Genomic DNA, 17332 nt, shown 5'->3' with positions numbered 1-17332 from the left:
CCGGTGTCGGCCGTGCACGGCGCGGTCCGTGCGAGTCCGGGACCCGAGCGAGGTGGAGTGATGCGAAGTCTGGCCGTCGTGGGTGGGGGTGTGATCGGTCTGTCGGTGGCCTGGCGGGCCGCCGAACAGGGCTGGTCGGTGACGATTCTCGATCCCGGTGTGGGGTCCGGCGCGTCCTGGGTCGCGGGCGGCATGCTCGCTCCTCTCTCGGAGGGCTGGCCCGGTGAGGACGACCTGCTCGAATTCGGTGCGGCGTCGCTGCGGCGCTGGCCGGAATTCGGCGCCCGGCTGCGAGAGGCCACCGGGGTGGACGTCTTCGTGGCCCGGCAGACCCTCACCCTGGCACTGGACGCGGCCGATGCCGCCGACCTGCGCACGATCGCCGACTTCTGCGCCGGCCACGGATATGCGATGCGCGTGCTCGACCGGGCCGGGGTCCGCGCGACCGAGGCCGGGCTCTCGCGCACCGTCCGGGCCGGTCTGCTGGCCGTGGACGAGCCGGCGGTGGACAATCGCCTGCTGCTCGCGGCCCTGCGCCGCGGATGTGAACAGGCCGGTGTGCACATCGATCCCACACCCGTGACGGCTGTGGACGAACTCGACCACGACCGGATCGTGCTGGCCGCGGGGTCGGCCAGCGCGCGACTGTGGGAGCTGCCGGTGCGCCCGGTCAAGGGCGAGATCCTGCGGTTGCGCCGGCGCTCGGGCACTCCGCCGCCGCCGTCCTCGGTGATCCGCGCGCGGGTGCACGGCCGGCCGGTTTATCTGGTTCCGCGCGCCGACGGCCTGGTGGTCGGGGCCACGCAGTACGAGGCCGGATTCGACACCACCGTGACCGTGGCCGGGGTCCGCGATCTGATCGCCGACGCGGAAGCGGTGTGGCCGGCCCTCGGCGAATACGAACTGGCGGAGGCCGCCGCGGGCGGACGTCCCGGCACCCCCGACAATCTGCCGCTGATCGGATGGCTCTCGGATCGGGTGATCGCCGCCACCGGGCACGGGCGCAACGGCATTCTCGGCGTACCGATCACCGTCGACGCGGTGGCGGCGCTGCTGGCAGACGACGTCCTCGCCGAGGCGAAGGCCGCCGACCCGCACCGTTTCGCCACCGCCGAAACCGCTACTCCCGCATCATCATCAGGAGGTAACCAGTGACCGCGCAACCGAGTTCCGCGTCCCCATCGATTCCCGTCGGCGTCACGGTGAACGGCACCGAGCACGTCTTCGCGGAGCCGCTCACCGTCCGGGAACTGCTCGAGCGTCTGGAACTGCCGTGCCGCGGCGTGGCCCTGGCGGTGGACGGTTCACTGTTCCCGAAGTCGCGGTGGGACGAGCCGGTCGGCCGGGGCTGGGAGATCGAGGTCCTGACGGCGGTGCAGGGTGGCTGACATTCCGGGCACAGAATCGCGGCCGGTCGAGCCGCTGCGCATCGCCGATCGCGAATTCGGCTCCCGGCTGATCATGGGCACCGGTGGTGCGGAGAATCTGGCGGTGCTCGAGGAGGCGCTGGTCGCCTCCGGTGCCGAATTGACCACCGTCGCCATGCGCCGGATCGACGCCGCGGGCGGAACGGGCGTGCTCGATCTGCTCAAACGCCTCGACATCGCCCCGCTGCCCAATACCGCCGGTTGCCGCACCGCCGCCGAGGCGGTCCTCACCGCGCAGCTGGCGCGCGAGGCGCTGGAAACCGATTGGGTGAAACTCGAGGTCATCGCCGACGAACGCACCCTGCTGCCGGATGCCATCGAATTGGTCGCGGCCGCAGAGCAATTGGTCGACGACGGCTTCGTGGTGCTGCCCTACACCACCGACGATCCGGTCCTGGCGCGCCGCTTGGAGGATGCCGGCTGTGCCGCGGTCATGCCGCTCGGTTCGCCGATCGGCACCGGGCTGGGCATCGGCAATCCGCACAATATCGAGATGATCGTCGAGGCCGCCGGGGTTCCGGTCGTGCTGGACGCGGGAATCGGCACGGCGAGCGACGCCGCTCTGGCGATGGAACTGGGCTGTTCGGCCGTCCTGCTGGCCACCGCCGTCACCCGTGCCCGGCATCCGGCCCGGATGGCGACGGCGATGGCCGCCGCGGTGCAGGCCGGTCACCTGGCCCGCCACGCCGGGCGTATCCCCAAGCGGTTCTGGGCCCAGGCTTCCTCTCCCGCGGTGTGAACACGGGGATGTCCCCAGGTCGGGGCTGGGTGAGCTCACCGGGACCCTAGGGGTCCCCCTCATCCTCGAGGATGACCGGACTCGCGACCTGTGAGCGATGGTCGCGTGCCGCGTTCTCGGGGAGACTGGTGCCCATGATCGAATGCAGAGGTCTTACCAAGCGCTTCGGTGCGACCGTTGCCGTCGAGAACCTGTCGTTCACGGTCACACCCGGCAAGGTGACCGGGTTCCTCGGCCCGAACGGCGCCGGTAAGTCGACCACCATGCGGATGATCCTCGGCCTGGATCAGCCCACGGCCGGGACGGCGGTCATCCAGGGCAAGCGCTACCGCGAGCTGGATCATCCGCTGCGCGCGGTCGGCGCCCTGCTGGACGCCAAGTGGGTCCATCCGAACCGGTCGGCTCGCTCGCATCTGCGCTGGATGGCCGCCGCCAACGACATTCCGGCCGGCCGGGTGGAAGAGGTGCTGCGGCTGGTGGGCTTGACCGAGGTCGCCGACAAGAAGGCCGGCGGATTCTCGCTCGGCATGTCGCAGCGGCTCGGCCTGGCCGGGGCGCTGCTCGGCGATCCGCCGGTGCTGCTGTTCGACGAACCGGTCAACGGACTGGACCCCGAGGGCATTCTGTGGATCCGGCGGTTCATGCAGCGGCTGGCCGCCGAGGGGCGCACCGTGCTGGTGTCGAGCCATCTGCTGTCGGAAATGGCGCAGACCGCCGACCATCTGGTCGTGATCGGGCGCGGCAGACTGATCGCCGACACCGACACCAAGGACTTCATCGCGAAGTCGTCGGAATCGACCGTGCGGGTGCGCAGTCCGCAATTGGACGAGCTGCGCAGCCTGCTCACCTCGAACGGGATGACCGTGCGCGAGGACGGCAGCGCGGCCGACCGGGAAGGATCGGCCGACACCGCCCCCGCGCTGGTGGTGGTCGGGGAAACCAGCGACGCCATCGGCAAATTGGCGGGCGCGAACAGCATCACCCTGTATGAGCTTGCGCCGCAACAGGCTTCGCTCGAGGAGGCGTTCATGCGGATGACCGGAGGTGCGGTGCAGTACCACGGTGAGGGTGTCGAGCAGGCGATGGGAGGTGCGCTCTGATGGGTATCGTCGCCGCGGAGCGGATCAAACTCACCTCGACTCGGTCACCATGGTGGTGCTCGGCGATCGTCGTGGCGCTGGGCCTGGGTCTGGCCGCCCTGATCGCGGGCGTCTCGCGGGCCAGCATGGGCCATGAGAACGAATCGACGCTGACCACGGCCGGCGCCATGGTCGGTGTCTCCGGCTTCGGCGTCATGGTTCTGATGATCATGGCCGCCCTCACCGTGACCAGTGAATACCGCTTCGGCATCATCCGGACCACCTTCCAGGCGACCCCGAACCGGTCCCTGGTCCTCACCACCAAGGCCCTGCTGACCGGCGCCTACGCGGCGGTGCTGACCTTCGTGCTGGGTCTGCTGGCCTATCTCATCGCGAAACCGCTGGCCGGCGATGCGGGGCGGCAGATGAGCCTGAACTCCGACGCCGATTGGCGCGCGCTCTACGGACTGGCGATCTACGCCTTCCTGGCGGTGATCCTGTCGGTCGGCGTCGGCGCCCTGGTGCGGCAGTCGGCCGCGGCGATTTCGCTGATCGTGTTGTGGCCCTTGCTGATCGAGACGCTGCTCGGTAGTTTCGGCAGCTTCGGCCGCAGCGTGCAGCCGTTCCTGCCCTTCGCCAACATCAACCGGTTCCTCGGGGAGGGCACCTCCGCGGCGCACTGGCACTGGGGGCCGTGGGGAGGGCTGGTCTACTTCATCGTCTTCGTGGCGGTCGTCTTCGGTGCCGCGCTCATCGTGGTCGACCGCCGCGACGCCTGATCCACAACCTGATACCTGCCCGTTCCCGGGCGCTCACCCTCGCGAAGCCCGGGAGCGGGAGGGCGGTCCTGTCGGGGGACTGCTATCCCGGTCACAGCCGCCACTGCCCGGCGAATGTGACGATCACCGGCCTGATGTGCAGCCGTTTCGCGCTGTGCATCAGGCCGGTGTGCTGTGTGCAAAGCCTTGGTTAACAGCCCCGTTGGACCTTCCGTGTGGAAGAGCCGGTGGGTAACATCGGCCGGGCAACCAACACGTTATCCATCGGCGGACCCAGCGCTGTGCCCGCTCCGTCCGATAGAGAGGTGGCAGGTGGCGATCATTGGCTACGCTCGGGATGTGAGCGAAAGACCTTCCGGCGACGGCGAAAACGCGTCCCGCGCAGCCCGTCCCGGAGATGCGCGAAACCGCACGGGCGGTTCGGGGTCGCGTCGCAACGGCACCGCCGGTAGGCGGGGCAAAAGGGGGACCGGTTCCGGTGCGGACAACCGTCGAAACGGCGACACGACACGAGCCGATACGGTGCTGCCGGTCGACCGGCCCGAATCCGGCGTCGATCCCGGGCTCGATCCGGATGTCGAGATCGTGATTCCGCTCACGCCGGCCGACGAGGCCGAATCTCGCCTGCGCTCGTTCGGCCGGCGCCGATCCGATCAGCTGTCCTCGCTGATGGCCGCGGCCAATCAGCGCGCCGACGTCATCGGCGTGATTCGCAAGGCGCGCGAGAGCCTGCCCGGCGATCCCGCATTCGGCGACCCGCTGTCGCTGTCCGGGCCCGGCGGTGCGCGGGCGGTGGCCCGCGCGGCCGACAAGATCGTGGGCGACAATCCCAGCGCGGCCAAGGAGCTCGGTCTGGGCGCGCTGCAGGTCTGGCAGGCCATGCTGGAGCGCGTCGGCCGCGGGAAGGGTAGTGCGGAGATCACGGTGGTCTTCACCGACCTCGTGGCGTTCTCGCGATGGTCGCTGTCGGCCGGTGACGAGGCGACGCTGGAGTTGCTGCGGCGGGTGGCGCGAGCCATCGAACCGCCGATCGTCGATCGGGGCGGTCAGGTCGTCAAGCGCATGGGCGACGGGGTGATGGCGGTCTTCGCCTCCCCGGACAGTGCGGTGCGTGCGGTGCTGACCGCGAAGAAGAACTTGGACCGGGTCGAGGTGGCGGGATATCGGCCGCGTATGCGGGCGGGTCTGCACACCGGGACGCCGCGCGAGATCGGCGGCGACTGGCTGGGGGTGGACGTCACCATCGCCGCCCGGGTGATGGAGGCCGGCGGCAACGGCAACACGATGATCTCGGAGACCACTCTCGAAGCGCTGGAGCCGAGCACGCTGAAGGAACTCGAGGTCGCGGCCAAGCCCTATCGGCGCAGCATGTTCGCCGCACCGCTCAACGGCGTTCCGGAGGGGATGCGCATCTTCCGCCTCGCCGGAGACTAGGCGCCGGGCGGTCTACCACCAGGTGACCACGCCGACGACCGCGAGGACCGCGCAGACGCCCAGCATCACCGACAGCACCCGGGAGTTCTTCCACATGGTGAAGGCGCCGCCGACCAGGAATCCGGCCACGGCCAGCAGGAGTACGACGATCACGGAATTGGACACCCTGCCATCTTGCCCGGTGGCTCGAGAGCACCGGACACCGGCCGGTTCGGCCGGTTCGCGATAGCGGCCGGGTCGGCCGGCGCAGTTTCTACCTGCGCTTTCGGCAATTAACAAGCACGCAGGCTTGATTTTTTCTGTACCCGATGTGAACCTGGAACCCGACGCAGCACAGCCGCTGCGGCAGGCACGTCGCATGAGGAGGCGCCGCGCAGATGACGAGTCTCGGCGTCGATCCGGAGGTCCTCCGGATCGGCAACTGTTCCGGCTTCTACGGCGACCGGTTGAGCGCGATGCGCGAGATGCTCGAGGGCGGGCAACTCGACGTGCTCACCGGTGACTATCTCGCCGAACTGACCATGCTGATCCTCGGCCGCGACCGGATGAAGGATCCTTCCCTCGGCTATGCCAAGACTTTCGTCCGGCAACTCGAGGACTGCCTCGGCCTGGCGCTCGAGCGCGGCGTGCGCATCGTCGCGAACGCGGGCGGACTCAATCCGGCGGGATTGGCGCAGCGGATCGCCGAGGTGGCCGAAAAGCTCGGCCTCACACCGAAGATCGCCTACGTCGAAGGAGACGACCTGCTCCCGCGCGCCCAGGAACTGGGCTTGGGCGCACCGCTGACCGCCAACGCCTACCTGGGCGCGTGGGGTATCGCCGAGGCGCTGAACGCCGGAGCCGATATCGTCGTCACCGGCCGGGTCACCGACGCCTCCGTGGTCGTCGGACCGGCGGCAGCCCACTTCGGCTGGGCCCGAGACGATTTCGACGCCCTGGCGGGTGCGGTGGTAGCCGGGCACGTCATCGAATGCGGTACCCAGGCCACCGGCGGCAACTTCGCGTTCTTCACCGAGATCGAGAATCCGGACCGTCCCGGCTTCCCGATCGCCGAGGTCCGCCGCGACGGCAGCAGCGTCATCACCAAACACGCGAACACCGGTGGCGCGGTCACCGTCGATACCGTCGAAGCGCAGCTGATGTACGAGATCCAGAGCGCGCGCTACGCCGGACCCGATGTCACCGCACGCCTCGACAGCATCCGGCTCGCCGCCGACGGTGACGACCGGGTGCTGATCAGCGGCGTGACCGGTGAGGCGCCGCCGCCGCGGTTGAAGGTCTCGCTGAACACCCTGGGCGGCTTCCGCAACGAGATGACCTTCGTGTTGACCGGTCTCGACATCGAGGCCAAAGCCGCACTGGCACAGCGGCAATTGGAGAGCTGGCTGCCGGTGCGCCCGGCCGAACTGGACTGGTCGCTGTCGCGGCTGGACCGTCCCGACGCCGAGACCGAGGAACAGGCCAGCGCCCTGCTGCGCTGCGTGGTCCGCGACTCCGATCCCAATAAGGTGGGACGCGCATTCTCCAGTGTCGCAGTCGAATTGGCGCTGGCCAGCTATCCCGGCTTCACCATGACCACCCCGCCCGGAAACGGTGCGCCCTACGGCGTCTACACCGCGGGCTATGTCGACGCGACCGAGGTCGCGCACACCGCGGTACTGCCCGACGGAACGCGCGTGCCGATCGCCCCGCCCGCGCGGACCCGGGAGCTGGACGAGGTGGCCGAACCCGAGCTGCCGAAGCCGCTTCCGGCGAGTGAAACACGCCGTGTCCCACTCGGTTCCATCGCTCTGGCCCGCAGCGGCGACAAGGGTGGAAACGCCAATATCGGAGTGTGGGTGCGCACCGACGACCAGTGGCGGTGGCTGGTGCACACCCTCACCGTCGACACGCTGCGGGCGCTACTGCCCGAGACCGCGAAGCTCACCGTCACCCGGCACGTGCTGCCGAACCTGCGGGCGGTCAACTTCATCGTCGAGGACCTGCTCGGCCTCGGCGTCGCCTACCAGGCCCGATTCGATCCGCAAGCCAAGGGACTCGGCGAATGGCTGCGGTCCCGCCACATCGACATACCCGTGGAGTTACTACCGTGAGCAGTGTCTGGGATACGCCCGAGCGGCGTGAATTACGCGCTACCGTCCGCGGTTTCGCCGAGCGCGAGGTGCTGCCCGGTCTGGACGAATGGGAGCGTGCCGGTGAGATTCCCCGTGAACTGCACAAGAAGGCCGGTGCGCTCGGACTGCTCGGCATCCAGTTCCCGGAGGCGGTCGGCGGTGCGGGCGGAGACGGGATCGACGCGGCCATCGTGGCCGAGGAGATGCACTACGCCGGCTGCTCGGGCGGACTGTTCGCCTCCCTGTTCACCTGCGGTATCGCGGTGCCGCACATGGCCGCGTCCGGCAACACGGAACTGATCGAACGCTGGGTGAAGCCCACTCTTGCGGGGGAGAAGATCGGCTCGCTGGCCATCACCGAACCCGGTGGCGGCTCCGACGTCGGCCATCTCACCACCAGCGCGGTGCGCGACGGCGACGACTACGTGGTCAACGGCGCGAAGACCTTCATCACCTCCGGGGTGCGCGCCGACTACGTGGTGACCGCCGTGCGCACGGGTGGCCCCGGCGCATCCGGGGTGTCGTTGCTGCTGGTCGAGAAGGATCGGCCGGGATTCACGGTCAGCCGCAAACTGGAGAAGATGGGCTGGCTGGCCTCCGACACCGCCGAACTGTCCTATGTCGACGTGCGGGTGCCGGTATCGAATCTGGTGGGCGCCGAAAACTCCGGATTCGCCCAGATCGCACAGGCTTTCGTCAGCGAGCGGGTGGGGCTGGCGGTGCAGGCCTACGGGCATGCGCAGCGCTGCCTCGATCTGACCCTGCGGTGGTGCCGCGACCGCGAGACCTTCGGCCGCCCGCTGATCAGCCGGCAGGCCGTGCAGAACACGCTGTCGGAGATGGCCCGGCGCATCGACGTCGCCCGCGTCTACACCCGGCACGTGGCCGAACGCGCGGCGGACGGGGAAACCGATCTGATCGCCGAGGTGTGCTTCGCCAAGAACACCGCCGTGGAGACCGCGGAATGGGTTGCCCACCAAGCGGTTCAGTTGTTCGGCGGCCTGGGTTACATGCGCGAATCCGAGGTGGAGCGCCACTACCGCGATGTGCGCATCCTCGGCATCGGCGGCGGCACCAACGAAATCCTGACCAGCCTCGCGGCCAAGCGATTGGGGTACCAATCTTGAGCACTCTCCGTACAGCCATCGACCCGAATTCGGCGGACTACCGCACCGCCGCCGACGCCATGACCGAGAAACTGGCCGAGGTCGAGGCCGAATACGCCAAGAACATCGCGGGCGGCGGCCCGGACAAGATGGCGCGCCACCGTAAGCGCGGCAAGCTCACCGCGCGCGAGCGCATCGAATTGCTCATCGACGAGGATTCGCCGTTCCTGGAGTTGGCGCCGCTGGCCGCCTGGGGCAGTGAATTCCACGTGGGAGCCTCGGTGATCGCGGGCATCGGCATCGTCGAGGGTGTCGAGTGCATGATCGTGGCCCCCGATCCGACCGTGCGCGGCGGCACGTCGAATCCGTGGACGCTGCGCAAGAACCTGCGCATGAACGATATCGCGCTGGAGAACCGGCTCCCGGTGATCGGCCTGGTGGAATCCGGCGGTGCCGATCTGCCGACGCAGAAGGAGGTGTTCGTCCCGGGTGGTCGCATGTTCCGCGACCTCACCCGGCTCTCCGCGGCCGGAATCCCCACCATCGCACTGGTTTTCGGAAACTCCACCGCCGGTGGCGCCTACATTCCCGGCATGTCCGATTACACCGTCATGATCAAGGAACGCTCCAAGGTATTCCTCGGCGGGCCGCCGCTGGTCAAGATGGCGACCGGTGAGGAGTCCGACGACGAATCGCTCGGCGGCGCCGAAATGCACGCCCGCACATCCGGTCTCGCGGACTATCTCGCCGCCGACGAACAGGACGCCATCCGGATCGGCCGGTCCATCGTGCGGCGGCTGAACTGGCGCAAGACCGGGCCCGCCCCGCGTCCGCGCGCCGAGGTGATCGAACCGCTCTACGATTCCGAGGAACTGCTCGGCATCGTGCCCACCGATCTGAAGATTCCGTTCGACCCGCGCGAGGTCGTCGCCCGGGTGGTGGACGGCTCCGATTTCGACGAGTTCAAACCGCTCTACGGTTCCAGCCTGGTGACCGGATGGGCGGAGCTGCACGGCTATCCGGTCGGCATCCTCGCCAACGCCCGCGGGGTGTTGTTCTCCGAGGAGGCGCAGAAGGCCGCGCAGTTCATCCAGCTGGCCAACCAGTCGAACACCCCACTGCTGTTCCTGCACAACACCACCGGCTACATGGTCGGTAAGGAGTACGAGCAGAAGGGCATCATCAAGCACGGCGCGATGATGATCAACGCCGTCTCCAATTCGAAGGTGCCGCACATCTCGCTGCTGATGGGCGCCTCCTACGGGGCCGGGCACTACGGCATGTGCGGGCGTGCCTACGATCCGCGCTTCGTCTTCGCCTGGCCCAGTGCGAAATCCGCGGTGATGGGCGGTGCGCAGCTGGCGGGCGTGATCTCGATCGTGGGCCGGGCCGCCGCCGAGGCGCGCGGCCAGGCGTTCGACGAGGAGGCCGACAAGGGCATGCGCGCGATGATCGAGGCCCAGATCGAGGCCGAATCGCTGCCCATGTTCATGTCGGGCCGGCTCTACGACGACGGTGTGATCGACCCCCGCGACACCCGCACGGTATTGGGAATGGCGTTGTCGGCCATCCACAATGCCCCGATCAAGGGCGCCGACGGCTTCGGCGTCTTCCGGATGTGAGGTCTGAGATGACAGTAGGGCCGATCACGAACGTTCTGGTCGCCAACCGCGGAGAGATCGCGCGGCGCGTGTTCGCGACCTGCCGGCGCATGGGCATCGCCACGACCGCGGTGTATTCCGACGCGGATGCGCACGCACCGCATGTGGCCGAGGCCGATGCGGCGATCCGGCTGCCCGGCAACACTCCCGGCGAGACCTATCTGCGCGGCGATCTGATCATCGAGGCCGCCCGCGCCGCGGGCGCCGACGCGATTCATCCGGGGTACGGATTCCTGTCCGAGAACGCGGAATTCGCCCGCCAGGTGATCGATGCGGGCTTGGCGTGGGTGGGCCCGCCAGTCGCGGCCATCGAGCAGATGGGTTCGAAGGTCGAATCCAAGAAGATGATGGACGCCGCGGGCGTCCCGGTGCTGGCCGAACTCGATCCCGCCGAGGTCACCGAGGCTCTGCTGCCCGTGCTGATCAAGGCCTCCGCCGGTGGTGGCGGGCGCGGGATGCGGGTGGTGCGCTCGCTGGCGGAGCTGCCGGACCAGCTCGAGGCGGCCCGGCGCGAGGCGGAATCGGCCTTCGGCGATCCGACGGTGTTCTGTGAGCGCTACCTGGAAACCGGTCGCCACATCGAGGTCCAGGTGATGGCCGATACCCACGGCCGGGTGTGGGCGGTGGGCGAACGTGAATGTTCGATTCAGCGCCGGCATCAGAAGGTGGTCGAGGAAGCGCCGTCGCCGCTGGTCGAGCGGATCGCCCCCATGCGGGCGCGGTTGTTCGAGGCGGCCCGGCTCGCCGCCGAGGCGATCGGCTACGCGGGCGCGGGCACGGTCGAATTCCTCGCCGACGAACAGGGCGATTTCTTCTTCCTGGAGATGAACACCCGCCTGCAGGTGGAACATCCGGTCACCGAATGCACCACAGGTCTGGATCTGGTCCGGCTGCAACTGCAGGTGGCGCAGGGCTACCGGCTGCCGCAGGAGCCGCCGCCGATGCGCGGCCACTCCATCGAGGTGCGGTTGTACGCGGAGGATCCGGCACACGACTGGCAGCCGCAGAGCGGCGCGGTACATCGCATCGAATTCGCCCCGGGCACAGCCGAATTCACCGTACTGACCGAGCCCGGGTTACGGCTCGACTCCGGGGTGGTGGACGGTTCGGCGGTCGGGGTGTTCTACGACCCGATGCTGGCCAAGGTCATCTCCTACGCCGACACCCGCGCGGAAGCGGCGCATCTGCTGGCGACGGCGTTGCAGCGGGCCCGCATCCACGGCCTGGTCACCAACCGCGATCTGCTGGTGCGGGTGCTGCGGCATCCGGCCTTCCTCGCCGGTGACACCGACACCGCGTTCTTCGCCACCCACGGGCTGGAAAACCTCGCCGCGCCGCTGGTGTCACCCGACGACGAGGCGCTGTCCATCGTCGCCGCGGCACTGGCGGACGCGGCCGCCAATCGAGCGCGAGCGCGCGTCGGCGCGGCGCTGCCCAGCGGCTGGCGCAACCTGCCCTCACAGGCGCAGAGCAAGTCCTACGAGAGCCGGGTGTCGGGGACGCACGAGGTGCGTTACCGCCTCACCCGCTCCGGACTCGAGGTCGAGGGGCACGAGGGGCTCGAGCTGATCGAGGCCACACCGGATGTCGTGGTTCTCGGGGTGCCCGGCGAGCGTGGCTCGGTGCGGCGGCGGTTCGAGGTCGCGCGCTACGGCGATCTGGTGGCGGTCGATTCGCCGCTGGGCCCGGTCGCGGTGCGCAGGCTTCCGCGTTTCTCGGACCCGGCCGACCAGGTCGCGGAGGGGTCGTTGCTGGCGCCGATGCCGGGTTCGGTGATCCGGCTGGGCGCCGAGGTCGGCACCGCCGTCGAGAAGGGCCAGCCGATTCTCTGGCTCGAGGCCATGAAGATGGAGCACACCATCGCCGCCCCGGCGGCCGGAGTGCTGACCGAACTGAATGTGGTTGCGGGACAACAGGTCGACGTCGGCGCCGTGCTGGCGGTCGTCCATGCCGAAGCGACCACGACACCGGCCGAAGCCGCCGCCGAATAGCGGCCCACTACAGGAGAATGTCCATGAGTTTCATCGAAACCGACGAACAGAAGCAGCTGCGGGCGGCCGTCGCCAAGCTCGCCGCGAAGTACAACTACCGCGACTACGTGTCCGCGAAGGCGCGCCGCAACGAGCCGCTGGACGAATTGTGGGACGAGGCGGGCGAACTCGGCTTCCTCGGCGTGAATCTGCCGGAGGAGTACGGCGGCGGTGGCGCCGGAATCTACGAACTGGCGCTGGTGATGGAGGAACTGGCCGCCCAGGGTGCGGGCCTGCTGCTGATGGTGGTCTCGCCCGCGATCTGCGGCACCATCATCACCAAATACGGCACCGAGGAGCAGAAGCAGTACTGGCTGACCCGGCTGGCCGACGGCTCGTCGAAGATGGTGTTCGGCATCACCGAACCCGACGCCGGCTCCAACTCGCACAACATCACCACCACCGCGCGCCGCGACGGTGGCGACTGGATCCTCAACGGCCGCAAGATCTTCATCTCCGGTGTGGATCAGGCCGAGGCGGTCCTGATCGTCTCGCGCACCGAGGATTCCAAGACCGGCAAGTTGAAGCCGGCTCTGTTCATCGTCCCGACCGATACTCCCGGCTTCGAGAAGAACCGCCAGGAGATGGACATCATCGAGCCGGACAACCAGTTCACGCTGTTCCTCGACGATGTGCGCCTGCCCGGCAGCGCGCTGGTGGGCCAGGAGGACGCCGCGATCGCGCAGCTGTTCGCCGGCCTCAATCCCGAGCGCATCATGGGTGCGGCGATGGCGGTCGGTATGGGCCGCTACGCCATCGACCGGGCGGTCGAATACGCCCGGGAACGGCAGGTCTGGAAGACGCCGATCGCGGCGCACCAGGGCATCTCGCATCCGCTGGCCCAGGTGAAGATCGAACTCGAACTGGCCAAGCTGATGATGCAGAAGGCCGCCGTCCTCTACGATTCCGGCGACGACTTCGGTGCCGCGGAGGCCGCCAATATGGCGAAATACGCTGCGGCGGAGGCGAGTATCAAGGCCCTGGATCAGTCCATCCAGACCCACGGTGGTTCGGGCCTGACCGCGGACATCGGCCTGGCGGGCATGCTCGGCGCGGCGCGGATCGCGCGAGTGGCTCCGGTGAGCCGGGAAATGATCCTGAACTTCGTCTCCCAGCACTCGCTGGGACTGCCGAAGTCGTACTGAGCGGCGACCGTCCGGGCCGCCCGTGCGCGGCCCGGCCGGACGACACCACCCGAACCGGACGAGGAGGAATGCACACGTGAGCGAAACCACCGAAACCACAGGCACCGAAACCACGGGCGCCGAATCTCCTTTCGTGCGGTACGACCTGCGCGACGGCTTCGCGGTCCTCACGCTGGATTCACCGCACAATCGGAATGCGTTGTCCTCGAAGCTGGTTCGCGAACTGCTCGACGGACTGCGCAAGGCCGGGGCCGACGAACGGGCCCGCGGGGTGATCCTCACCCACACCGGTAACACGTTCTGCGCCGGCGCGGACCTCAAGGAAGCGCTCGACGCCGATCCGGCCGCGGCCGCCGACATCCGCACCCGGTGGATGATCGACGTGCTGCGCGGCATCGTGGAACTGCACAAGCCGGTGCTCGCGCAGATCGACGGCAATGTGCGCGCGGGCGGAATGGGCATCGTCGGCGCCTGCGATATCGCGGTCGCCGGACCGTCGAGCAGTTTCGCGCTCACCGAGGCGCGGCTGGGCCTGGCGCCGTTCATGATCTCGCTCACGCTGCTGCCGCGGCTGACCTCCCGGGCCGCCGCCCGCTACTACCAGACCGGCGAGACCTTCGACGCGGCCGAGGCCGAGCGCATCGGGTTGATCACCGTCGCCGCCGACGATGCCGAAGCCGAGGTCGCCCGGCTGTGCGGCGAACTGCGCAAGGGCTCCCCGCAGGGGCTGGCCGAAAGTAAGCGGCTGGTGAATGCGTCCCTCGTTGCCGAATTCGATCGCACGGCCGATGAGCTGGCCAAACGCTCCGGCAGTTTCTTCGGCACGCCCGAGGTGATCGAGGGGATGACGGCCTTCTTCCAGCGCCGCCCACCCAGCTGGGCAGAATGAACCGATCATGACCGCATCGCACGAACCCAAGCAGGACCGCAGCCGGGCCACCCGTCAGCGATTGCTCGAGGCCACCATCGACTGTCTGGCCGATATGGGCTGGGCGGCGGCCACTGTCGCGGTGGTCGCCGAACGGGCCGGGGTCTCGCGCGGGGCGGCGCAGCATCATTTCCCCACCCGGGAGGATCTGATCACCGCCGCCCTCGAGTACATGTTCGACGCCCGGATGGCCCAGTCCAAGGCCGAGGCGGCGGCCGTGACCGGGGTGGCGCAGGGTGTCGGCCGCACCGAGGCGGTGGTGGCGCAGCTGGTCGAGTCCTATACGACTCCGCTGTTCAAGGCGGCGCTGCAGGTGTGGACCCACGCCGCGGCCGATCCGGTGTTGCGTGAACGCATCGTGCCGCTCGAGGCGCACTTCGGCCGGGTCTCCCATCGCCTGGCCGTCGAGGCCCTCGGCGTCGACGACTCCGACCCGGTCGCCCATCACCTGGTGCAGGCCACCCTCGACATGGCCCGCGGCCTGGGGCTGGCCGACGTCCTGACCGATGACTCGGTCCGCCGCAAGCAGATCGTGCACCAGTGGGCGGTGACCCTGCACATGGGACTGCACACGCCGCACTGACATCACGCCCGGTGGTGGGAACAGCGCTGATGAGAAGGGCGCTGGGCTGCGCTAGCGTGATCGGGCACATTCATCACATATCGAGCGAGGGGAATCGATCATGGATTCGGGTTCTGCGGCAGCTCTGGAAGGTATCCGGCAGGGATATCTCAACGGCGATCCGGTGGCGACCGCGCTGTTCATCCCACTGTTCTTCATCGCCGGAATCTTCGGCCTCATCCAGGGGCGGCCTTTCTGAGACCGCGAATGTGAGCACCCGATTTGGTGCCGTCGCCCGCGACCGATAAGCTGACCGGGCTCCGGTTGCCGGAGCGCAGTTCTCGGCCCCGTCGTCTAGCGGCCTAGGACGCCGCCCTCTCAAGGCGGTAGCGCGGGTTCAAATCCCGTCGGGGCTACAACCACGACGATGCCCGCCCTCTTCGAGGGCGGGCATCGTCGTTTCGGTCACCGTGTTTCCGCCGAGGCCGGTGCCGTCGCGATGTCCTCGACGCCGCTGTCGGCGACCGCGTTGCGAAAGACCCAGCGCAGTCCCACGAATCGGGTCAGCGTGGCCACCAGATTCGCGACCACCAGCACGAGCAGTTCCACGTGCACGGACGCGTCCGGCGCCCACCGGTGCAGCGCGAACAGCGAACCACTGGTCAGCAGCCAGGCGAAGGCGAAGATCAGCAAGCCCTGGAAGTGGTGGGAGACCGCGTTGCCCGAACCGCGCACGCCGAAGGTGAAGGCGCGGTTCGCCGCGGTGTTGGCGACCGCGGTGATCAGCAAGGCGGCGAAGTTCGCCGGTTGGGCGCCGACCACCGACGCCAGCATCACATACAGGAGCATGTAGGCCAGCGTGGAGAGCACGCCGATGATGCCGAAGCGCACCAGCTGCCCGACCATGCCCAGCGGCACCCCGTCCACCAGTGGTTCCCGCCCGATGGCGGCGCGCAGGTCGTTGATCGGCAGGGCGCCGGTGGCCAAGCCGCGGCCCACCCGCCACACGCCGAGCAGATCCTTGCGGGCGGTGTCGATGATGTCCACGCGGCTGTCCGGATCGTCGATCCAGTCCACCGGAACCTCGTGGATGCGCAGTCCGGCGCGTTCGGCGATCACCAGCAGTTCGGTGTCGAAGAACCATTCCCCGTCCTGGACCAGCGGCAGGATCCGGCGCGCCACATCGGTGCGCATCGCCTTGAATCCGCACTGGGCGTCGGAGAACCGGGCCTGCAGCGAGGCTCGCAGGATCAAGTTGTAGCAGCGGGAGATGATCTCGCGCTTCGGGCCGCGCACCACGCGCGAGGATTTCGCCAGCCGGGTGCCGATCGCGAGATCGGAATGTCCGGAGACCAGCGGGGCCACCAGCGGCAGCAGGGCGTTGAGGTCGGTGGACAGGTCGACGTCCATATACGCGACGACCTGTGCGTCGGAGGCCTCCCACACCGCACGCAGCGCGCGTCCGCGGCCCTTGCGGTCGAGGTGGACGACCTCGACCTCGGGCAGCTCCGCGGCGAGTTCGTGCGCCACGGCGAGGGTGGAGTCGGTGGATGCGTTGTCCGCCACCGTGATTCGGGTCGAGAACGGAAAACCGTCACGCAGGAATGCGTGCAGCCGGCGGACACATCCGGCCAGATCGCGCTCCTCGTTGTACACAGGGATCACGACCTCGAGCACCGCTGTGCGCGTCGAGTCGGGGGTGGTGGCCGCCTGGAACGCCATCGCTGTCTCGGTCATGATCCCAATTTCGGGTATCAGCCTTGGGCAGCGCTGCGCCCGACCTGTGAGCTTCCTGGGAGCGCCCGCGAGGTCAGGCCGGGTCGCCGAGCTCCAGGACGACCAGCGGAACCGGGCGCTGCGACCGAGCCTGGAAATCGGCGAGCAGCGGATTGTTCGCCAGCACCCACGCGGCGAATTCGTCGTATTCCGCGCCCTCGAGCGCGCGTCCCCGGGCGGCGTAGGTCTGCCCGCCCAGTTCGACCGTAACCTGCGGATTCGCCTTGATGTTGTGATACCAAGCCGGGTACTTGTCCTCGATGAACGAACTCAGATAAGGGATGTCGCCCCGGTACAGCACTCCCAGCGGCACCACGTGCTGCTTGCCGCTGCGAGCGCCCGTGGTGGTCAGCAACAGCAGCGTGGCGTCGGCATAAGAGCCGCCGACCTTGCCGCCGTTGGCCCGGAACTCGTCGATCACCGGACGGTTCCAGTCCTTGATATCGCCCTCGCTGAAGGCTTGATGCCAGGGTGCGTCCGGATCGTCGTAGGAGCTGATGTCGCGCTGGGTGACCGCCTCGGATTCGCTCATACCGGCAGTATGCCCGAGGG

Annotated in this window: 17 protein-coding genes and 1 tRNA gene; 15 read left to right on the top strand and 3 right to left on the bottom strand. The window is 68.5% G+C overall.

The features are described 5' to 3' along the window. Window positions 1-60: 60 nt before the first annotated feature. From thiO to AC5592_RS29165, 6 genes are all read left to right on the top strand, one after another. A complete protein-coding gene (gene thiO, locus AC5592_RS29190; RefSeq protein ID WP_063066082.1) occupies window positions 61-1155 on the top strand; it encodes a glycine oxidase ThiO in 1095 nt (364 codons plus the stop codon). Further along, window positions 1152-1388: a sulfur carrier protein ThiS gene (gene thiS / locus AC5592_RS29185; RefSeq protein ID WP_063012958.1), complete on the top strand. Its 237-nt coding sequence runs from the start codon at window positions 1152-1154 to the stop codon at window positions 1386-1388. Before thiO ends, thiS begins: the two co-directional genes overlap by 4 nt. Before the next feature lies 1 nt (window position 1389). Next, on the top strand, window positions 1390-2166 hold the full coding sequence (locus AC5592_RS29180; protein WP_157122303.1) for a thiazole synthase: 777 nt from the start codon (window positions 1390-1392) through the stop codon (window positions 2164-2166). Between the two features lie 134 nt (window positions 2167-2300). Further along, window positions 2301-3266 (top strand): ABC transporter ATP-binding protein, encoded by a 966-nt coding sequence (locus tag AC5592_RS29175; RefSeq protein WP_036506373.1) that lies wholly within the window; start codon window positions 2301-2303, stop codon window positions 3264-3266. Further along, a complete protein-coding gene (locus tag AC5592_RS29170; RefSeq protein WP_036506370.1) occupies window positions 3266-4024 on the top strand; it encodes an ABC transporter permease in 759 nt (252 codons plus the stop codon). The genes AC5592_RS29175 and AC5592_RS29170 overlap by 1 nt, the downstream gene beginning before the upstream one ends. A gap of 522 nt (window positions 4025-4546) precedes the next feature. Continuing rightward, window positions 4547-5458: an adenylate/guanylate cyclase domain-containing protein gene (locus AC5592_RS29165; RefSeq protein WP_371507527.1), complete on the top strand. Its 912-nt coding sequence runs from the start codon at window positions 4547-4549 to the stop codon at window positions 5456-5458. Between the two features lie 12 nt (window positions 5459-5470). Here the strand turns inward: AC5592_RS29165 and AC5592_RS29160 are convergent, their stop codons facing one another. Continuing rightward, window positions 5471-5623 (bottom strand): CG2302 family histidine operon protein, encoded by a 153-nt coding sequence (locus tag AC5592_RS29160; protein WP_167332006.1) that lies wholly within the window; start codon window positions 5621-5623, stop codon window positions 5471-5473. A 212-nt stretch (window positions 5624-5835) separates the two neighbouring features. Here AC5592_RS29160 and AC5592_RS29155 point away from each other — a divergent pair, with 212 nt between their 5' ends. From AC5592_RS29155 to AC5592_RS29115, 9 genes are all read left to right on the top strand, one after another. Next, complete coding sequence (locus AC5592_RS29155; protein WP_063066064.1) at window positions 5836-7551, top strand: acyclic terpene utilization AtuA family protein; 1716 nt, start codon at window positions 5836-5838, stop codon at window positions 7549-7551. Further along, window positions 7548-8699 (top strand): acyl-CoA dehydrogenase family protein, encoded by a 1152-nt coding sequence (locus tag AC5592_RS29150; protein ID WP_036506364.1) that lies wholly within the window; start codon window positions 7548-7550, stop codon window positions 8697-8699. Before AC5592_RS29155 ends, AC5592_RS29150 begins: the two co-directional genes overlap by 4 nt. After that, on the top strand, window positions 8696-10300 hold the full coding sequence (locus tag AC5592_RS29145; protein WP_063066063.1) for an acyl-CoA carboxylase subunit beta: 1605 nt from the start codon (window positions 8696-8698) through the stop codon (window positions 10298-10300). Before AC5592_RS29150 ends, AC5592_RS29145 begins: the two co-directional genes overlap by 4 nt. Window positions 10301-10308: 8 nt before the next feature. Then, entirely contained in the window at window positions 10309-12330 is a 2022-nt protein-coding gene (locus tag AC5592_RS29140) for an acetyl/propionyl/methylcrotonyl-CoA carboxylase subunit alpha (protein ID WP_036506358.1), read from the top strand. A 23-nt stretch (window positions 12331-12353) separates the two neighbouring features. Then, on the top strand, window positions 12354-13514 hold the full coding sequence (locus AC5592_RS29135) for an acyl-CoA dehydrogenase family protein (protein WP_063066062.1): 1161 nt from the start codon (window positions 12354-12356) through the stop codon (window positions 13512-13514). 76 nt (window positions 13515-13590) lie between these two features. Continuing rightward, on the top strand, window positions 13591-14403 hold the full coding sequence (locus AC5592_RS29130) for an enoyl-CoA hydratase family protein (protein ID WP_051025229.1): 813 nt from the start codon (window positions 13591-13593) through the stop codon (window positions 14401-14403). Window positions 14404-14410: 7 nt separating this feature from the next. Then, window positions 14411-15025 carry a TetR/AcrR family transcriptional regulator gene (locus AC5592_RS29125; protein ID WP_036506355.1) on the top strand — a complete coding sequence of 205 codons (615 nt, stop codon included), beginning with the start codon at window positions 14411-14413 and terminating at the stop codon, window positions 15023-15025. Window positions 15026-15125: 100 nt separating this feature from the next. Further along, window positions 15126-15263 carry a hypothetical protein gene (locus tag AC5592_RS29120; RefSeq protein WP_157104452.1) on the top strand — a complete coding sequence of 46 codons (138 nt, stop codon included), beginning with the start codon at window positions 15126-15128 and terminating at the stop codon, window positions 15261-15263. Window positions 15264-15347: 84 nt separating this feature from the next. Beyond that, window positions 15348-15420, top strand: a tRNA-Glu gene (locus tag AC5592_RS29115). 49 nt (window positions 15421-15469) lie between these two features. Here AC5592_RS29115 and AC5592_RS29110 read toward each other — a convergent pair. Next, window positions 15470-16726 carry a bifunctional glycosyltransferase family 2/GtrA family protein gene (locus AC5592_RS29110; RefSeq protein WP_232329603.1) on the bottom strand — a complete coding sequence of 419 codons (1257 nt, stop codon included), beginning with the start codon at window positions 16724-16726 and terminating at the stop codon, window positions 15470-15472. Window positions 16727-16814: 88 nt separating this feature from the next. Continuing rightward, window positions 16815-17312 (bottom strand): nitroreductase/quinone reductase family protein, encoded by a 498-nt coding sequence (locus tag AC5592_RS29105; RefSeq protein WP_036506352.1) that lies wholly within the window; start codon window positions 17310-17312, stop codon window positions 16815-16817. Window positions 17313-17332 lie beyond the last annotated feature (20 nt).

Source organism: Nocardia violaceofusca NBRC 14427, assembly GCF_963869435.1.
GTDB lineage: Bacteria > Actinomycetota > Actinomycetes > Mycobacteriales > Mycobacteriaceae > Nocardia > Nocardia aobensis.
The sequence above is the reverse complement of the archived record's forward strand: the minus strand, read 5'-3'. Positions and strand labels throughout refer to the sequence as shown.

Coding starts and splice junctions, on each gene's coding strand:
- AC5592_RS29155 (WP_063066064.1), top strand. CDS start 5,836: ATGACGAGTCTCGGCGTCGATCCGGAGGTCCTCCGGATCGGCAACTGT.
- AC5592_RS29125 (WP_036506355.1), top strand. CDS start 14,411: ATGACCGCATCGCACGAACCCAAGCAGGACCGCAGCCGGGCCACCCGT.
- AC5592_RS29110 (WP_232329603.1), bottom strand. CDS start 16,726: ATGGCGTTCCAGGCGGCCACCACCCCCGACTCGACGCGCACAGCGGTG.
- AC5592_RS29120 (WP_157104452.1), top strand. CDS start 15,126: ATGGATTCGGGTTCTGCGGCAGCTCTGGAAGGTATCCGGCAGGGATAT.
- AC5592_RS29105 (WP_036506352.1), bottom strand. CDS start 17,312: ATGAGCGAATCCGAGGCGGTCACCCAGCGCGACATCAGCTCCTACGAC.
- thiO (WP_063066082.1), top strand. CDS start 61: ATGCGAAGTCTGGCCGTCGTGGGTGGGGGTGTGATCGGTCTGTCGGTG.
- AC5592_RS29140 (WP_036506358.1), top strand. CDS start 10,309: ATGACAGTAGGGCCGATCACGAACGTTCTGGTCGCCAACCGCGGAGAG.
- AC5592_RS29135 (WP_063066062.1), top strand. CDS start 12,354: ATGAGTTTCATCGAAACCGACGAACAGAAGCAGCTGCGGGCGGCCGTC.
- AC5592_RS29175 (WP_036506373.1), top strand. CDS start 2,301: ATGATCGAATGCAGAGGTCTTACCAAGCGCTTCGGTGCGACCGTTGCC.
- AC5592_RS29170 (WP_036506370.1), top strand. CDS start 3,266: ATGGGTATCGTCGCCGCGGAGCGGATCAAACTCACCTCGACTCGGTCA.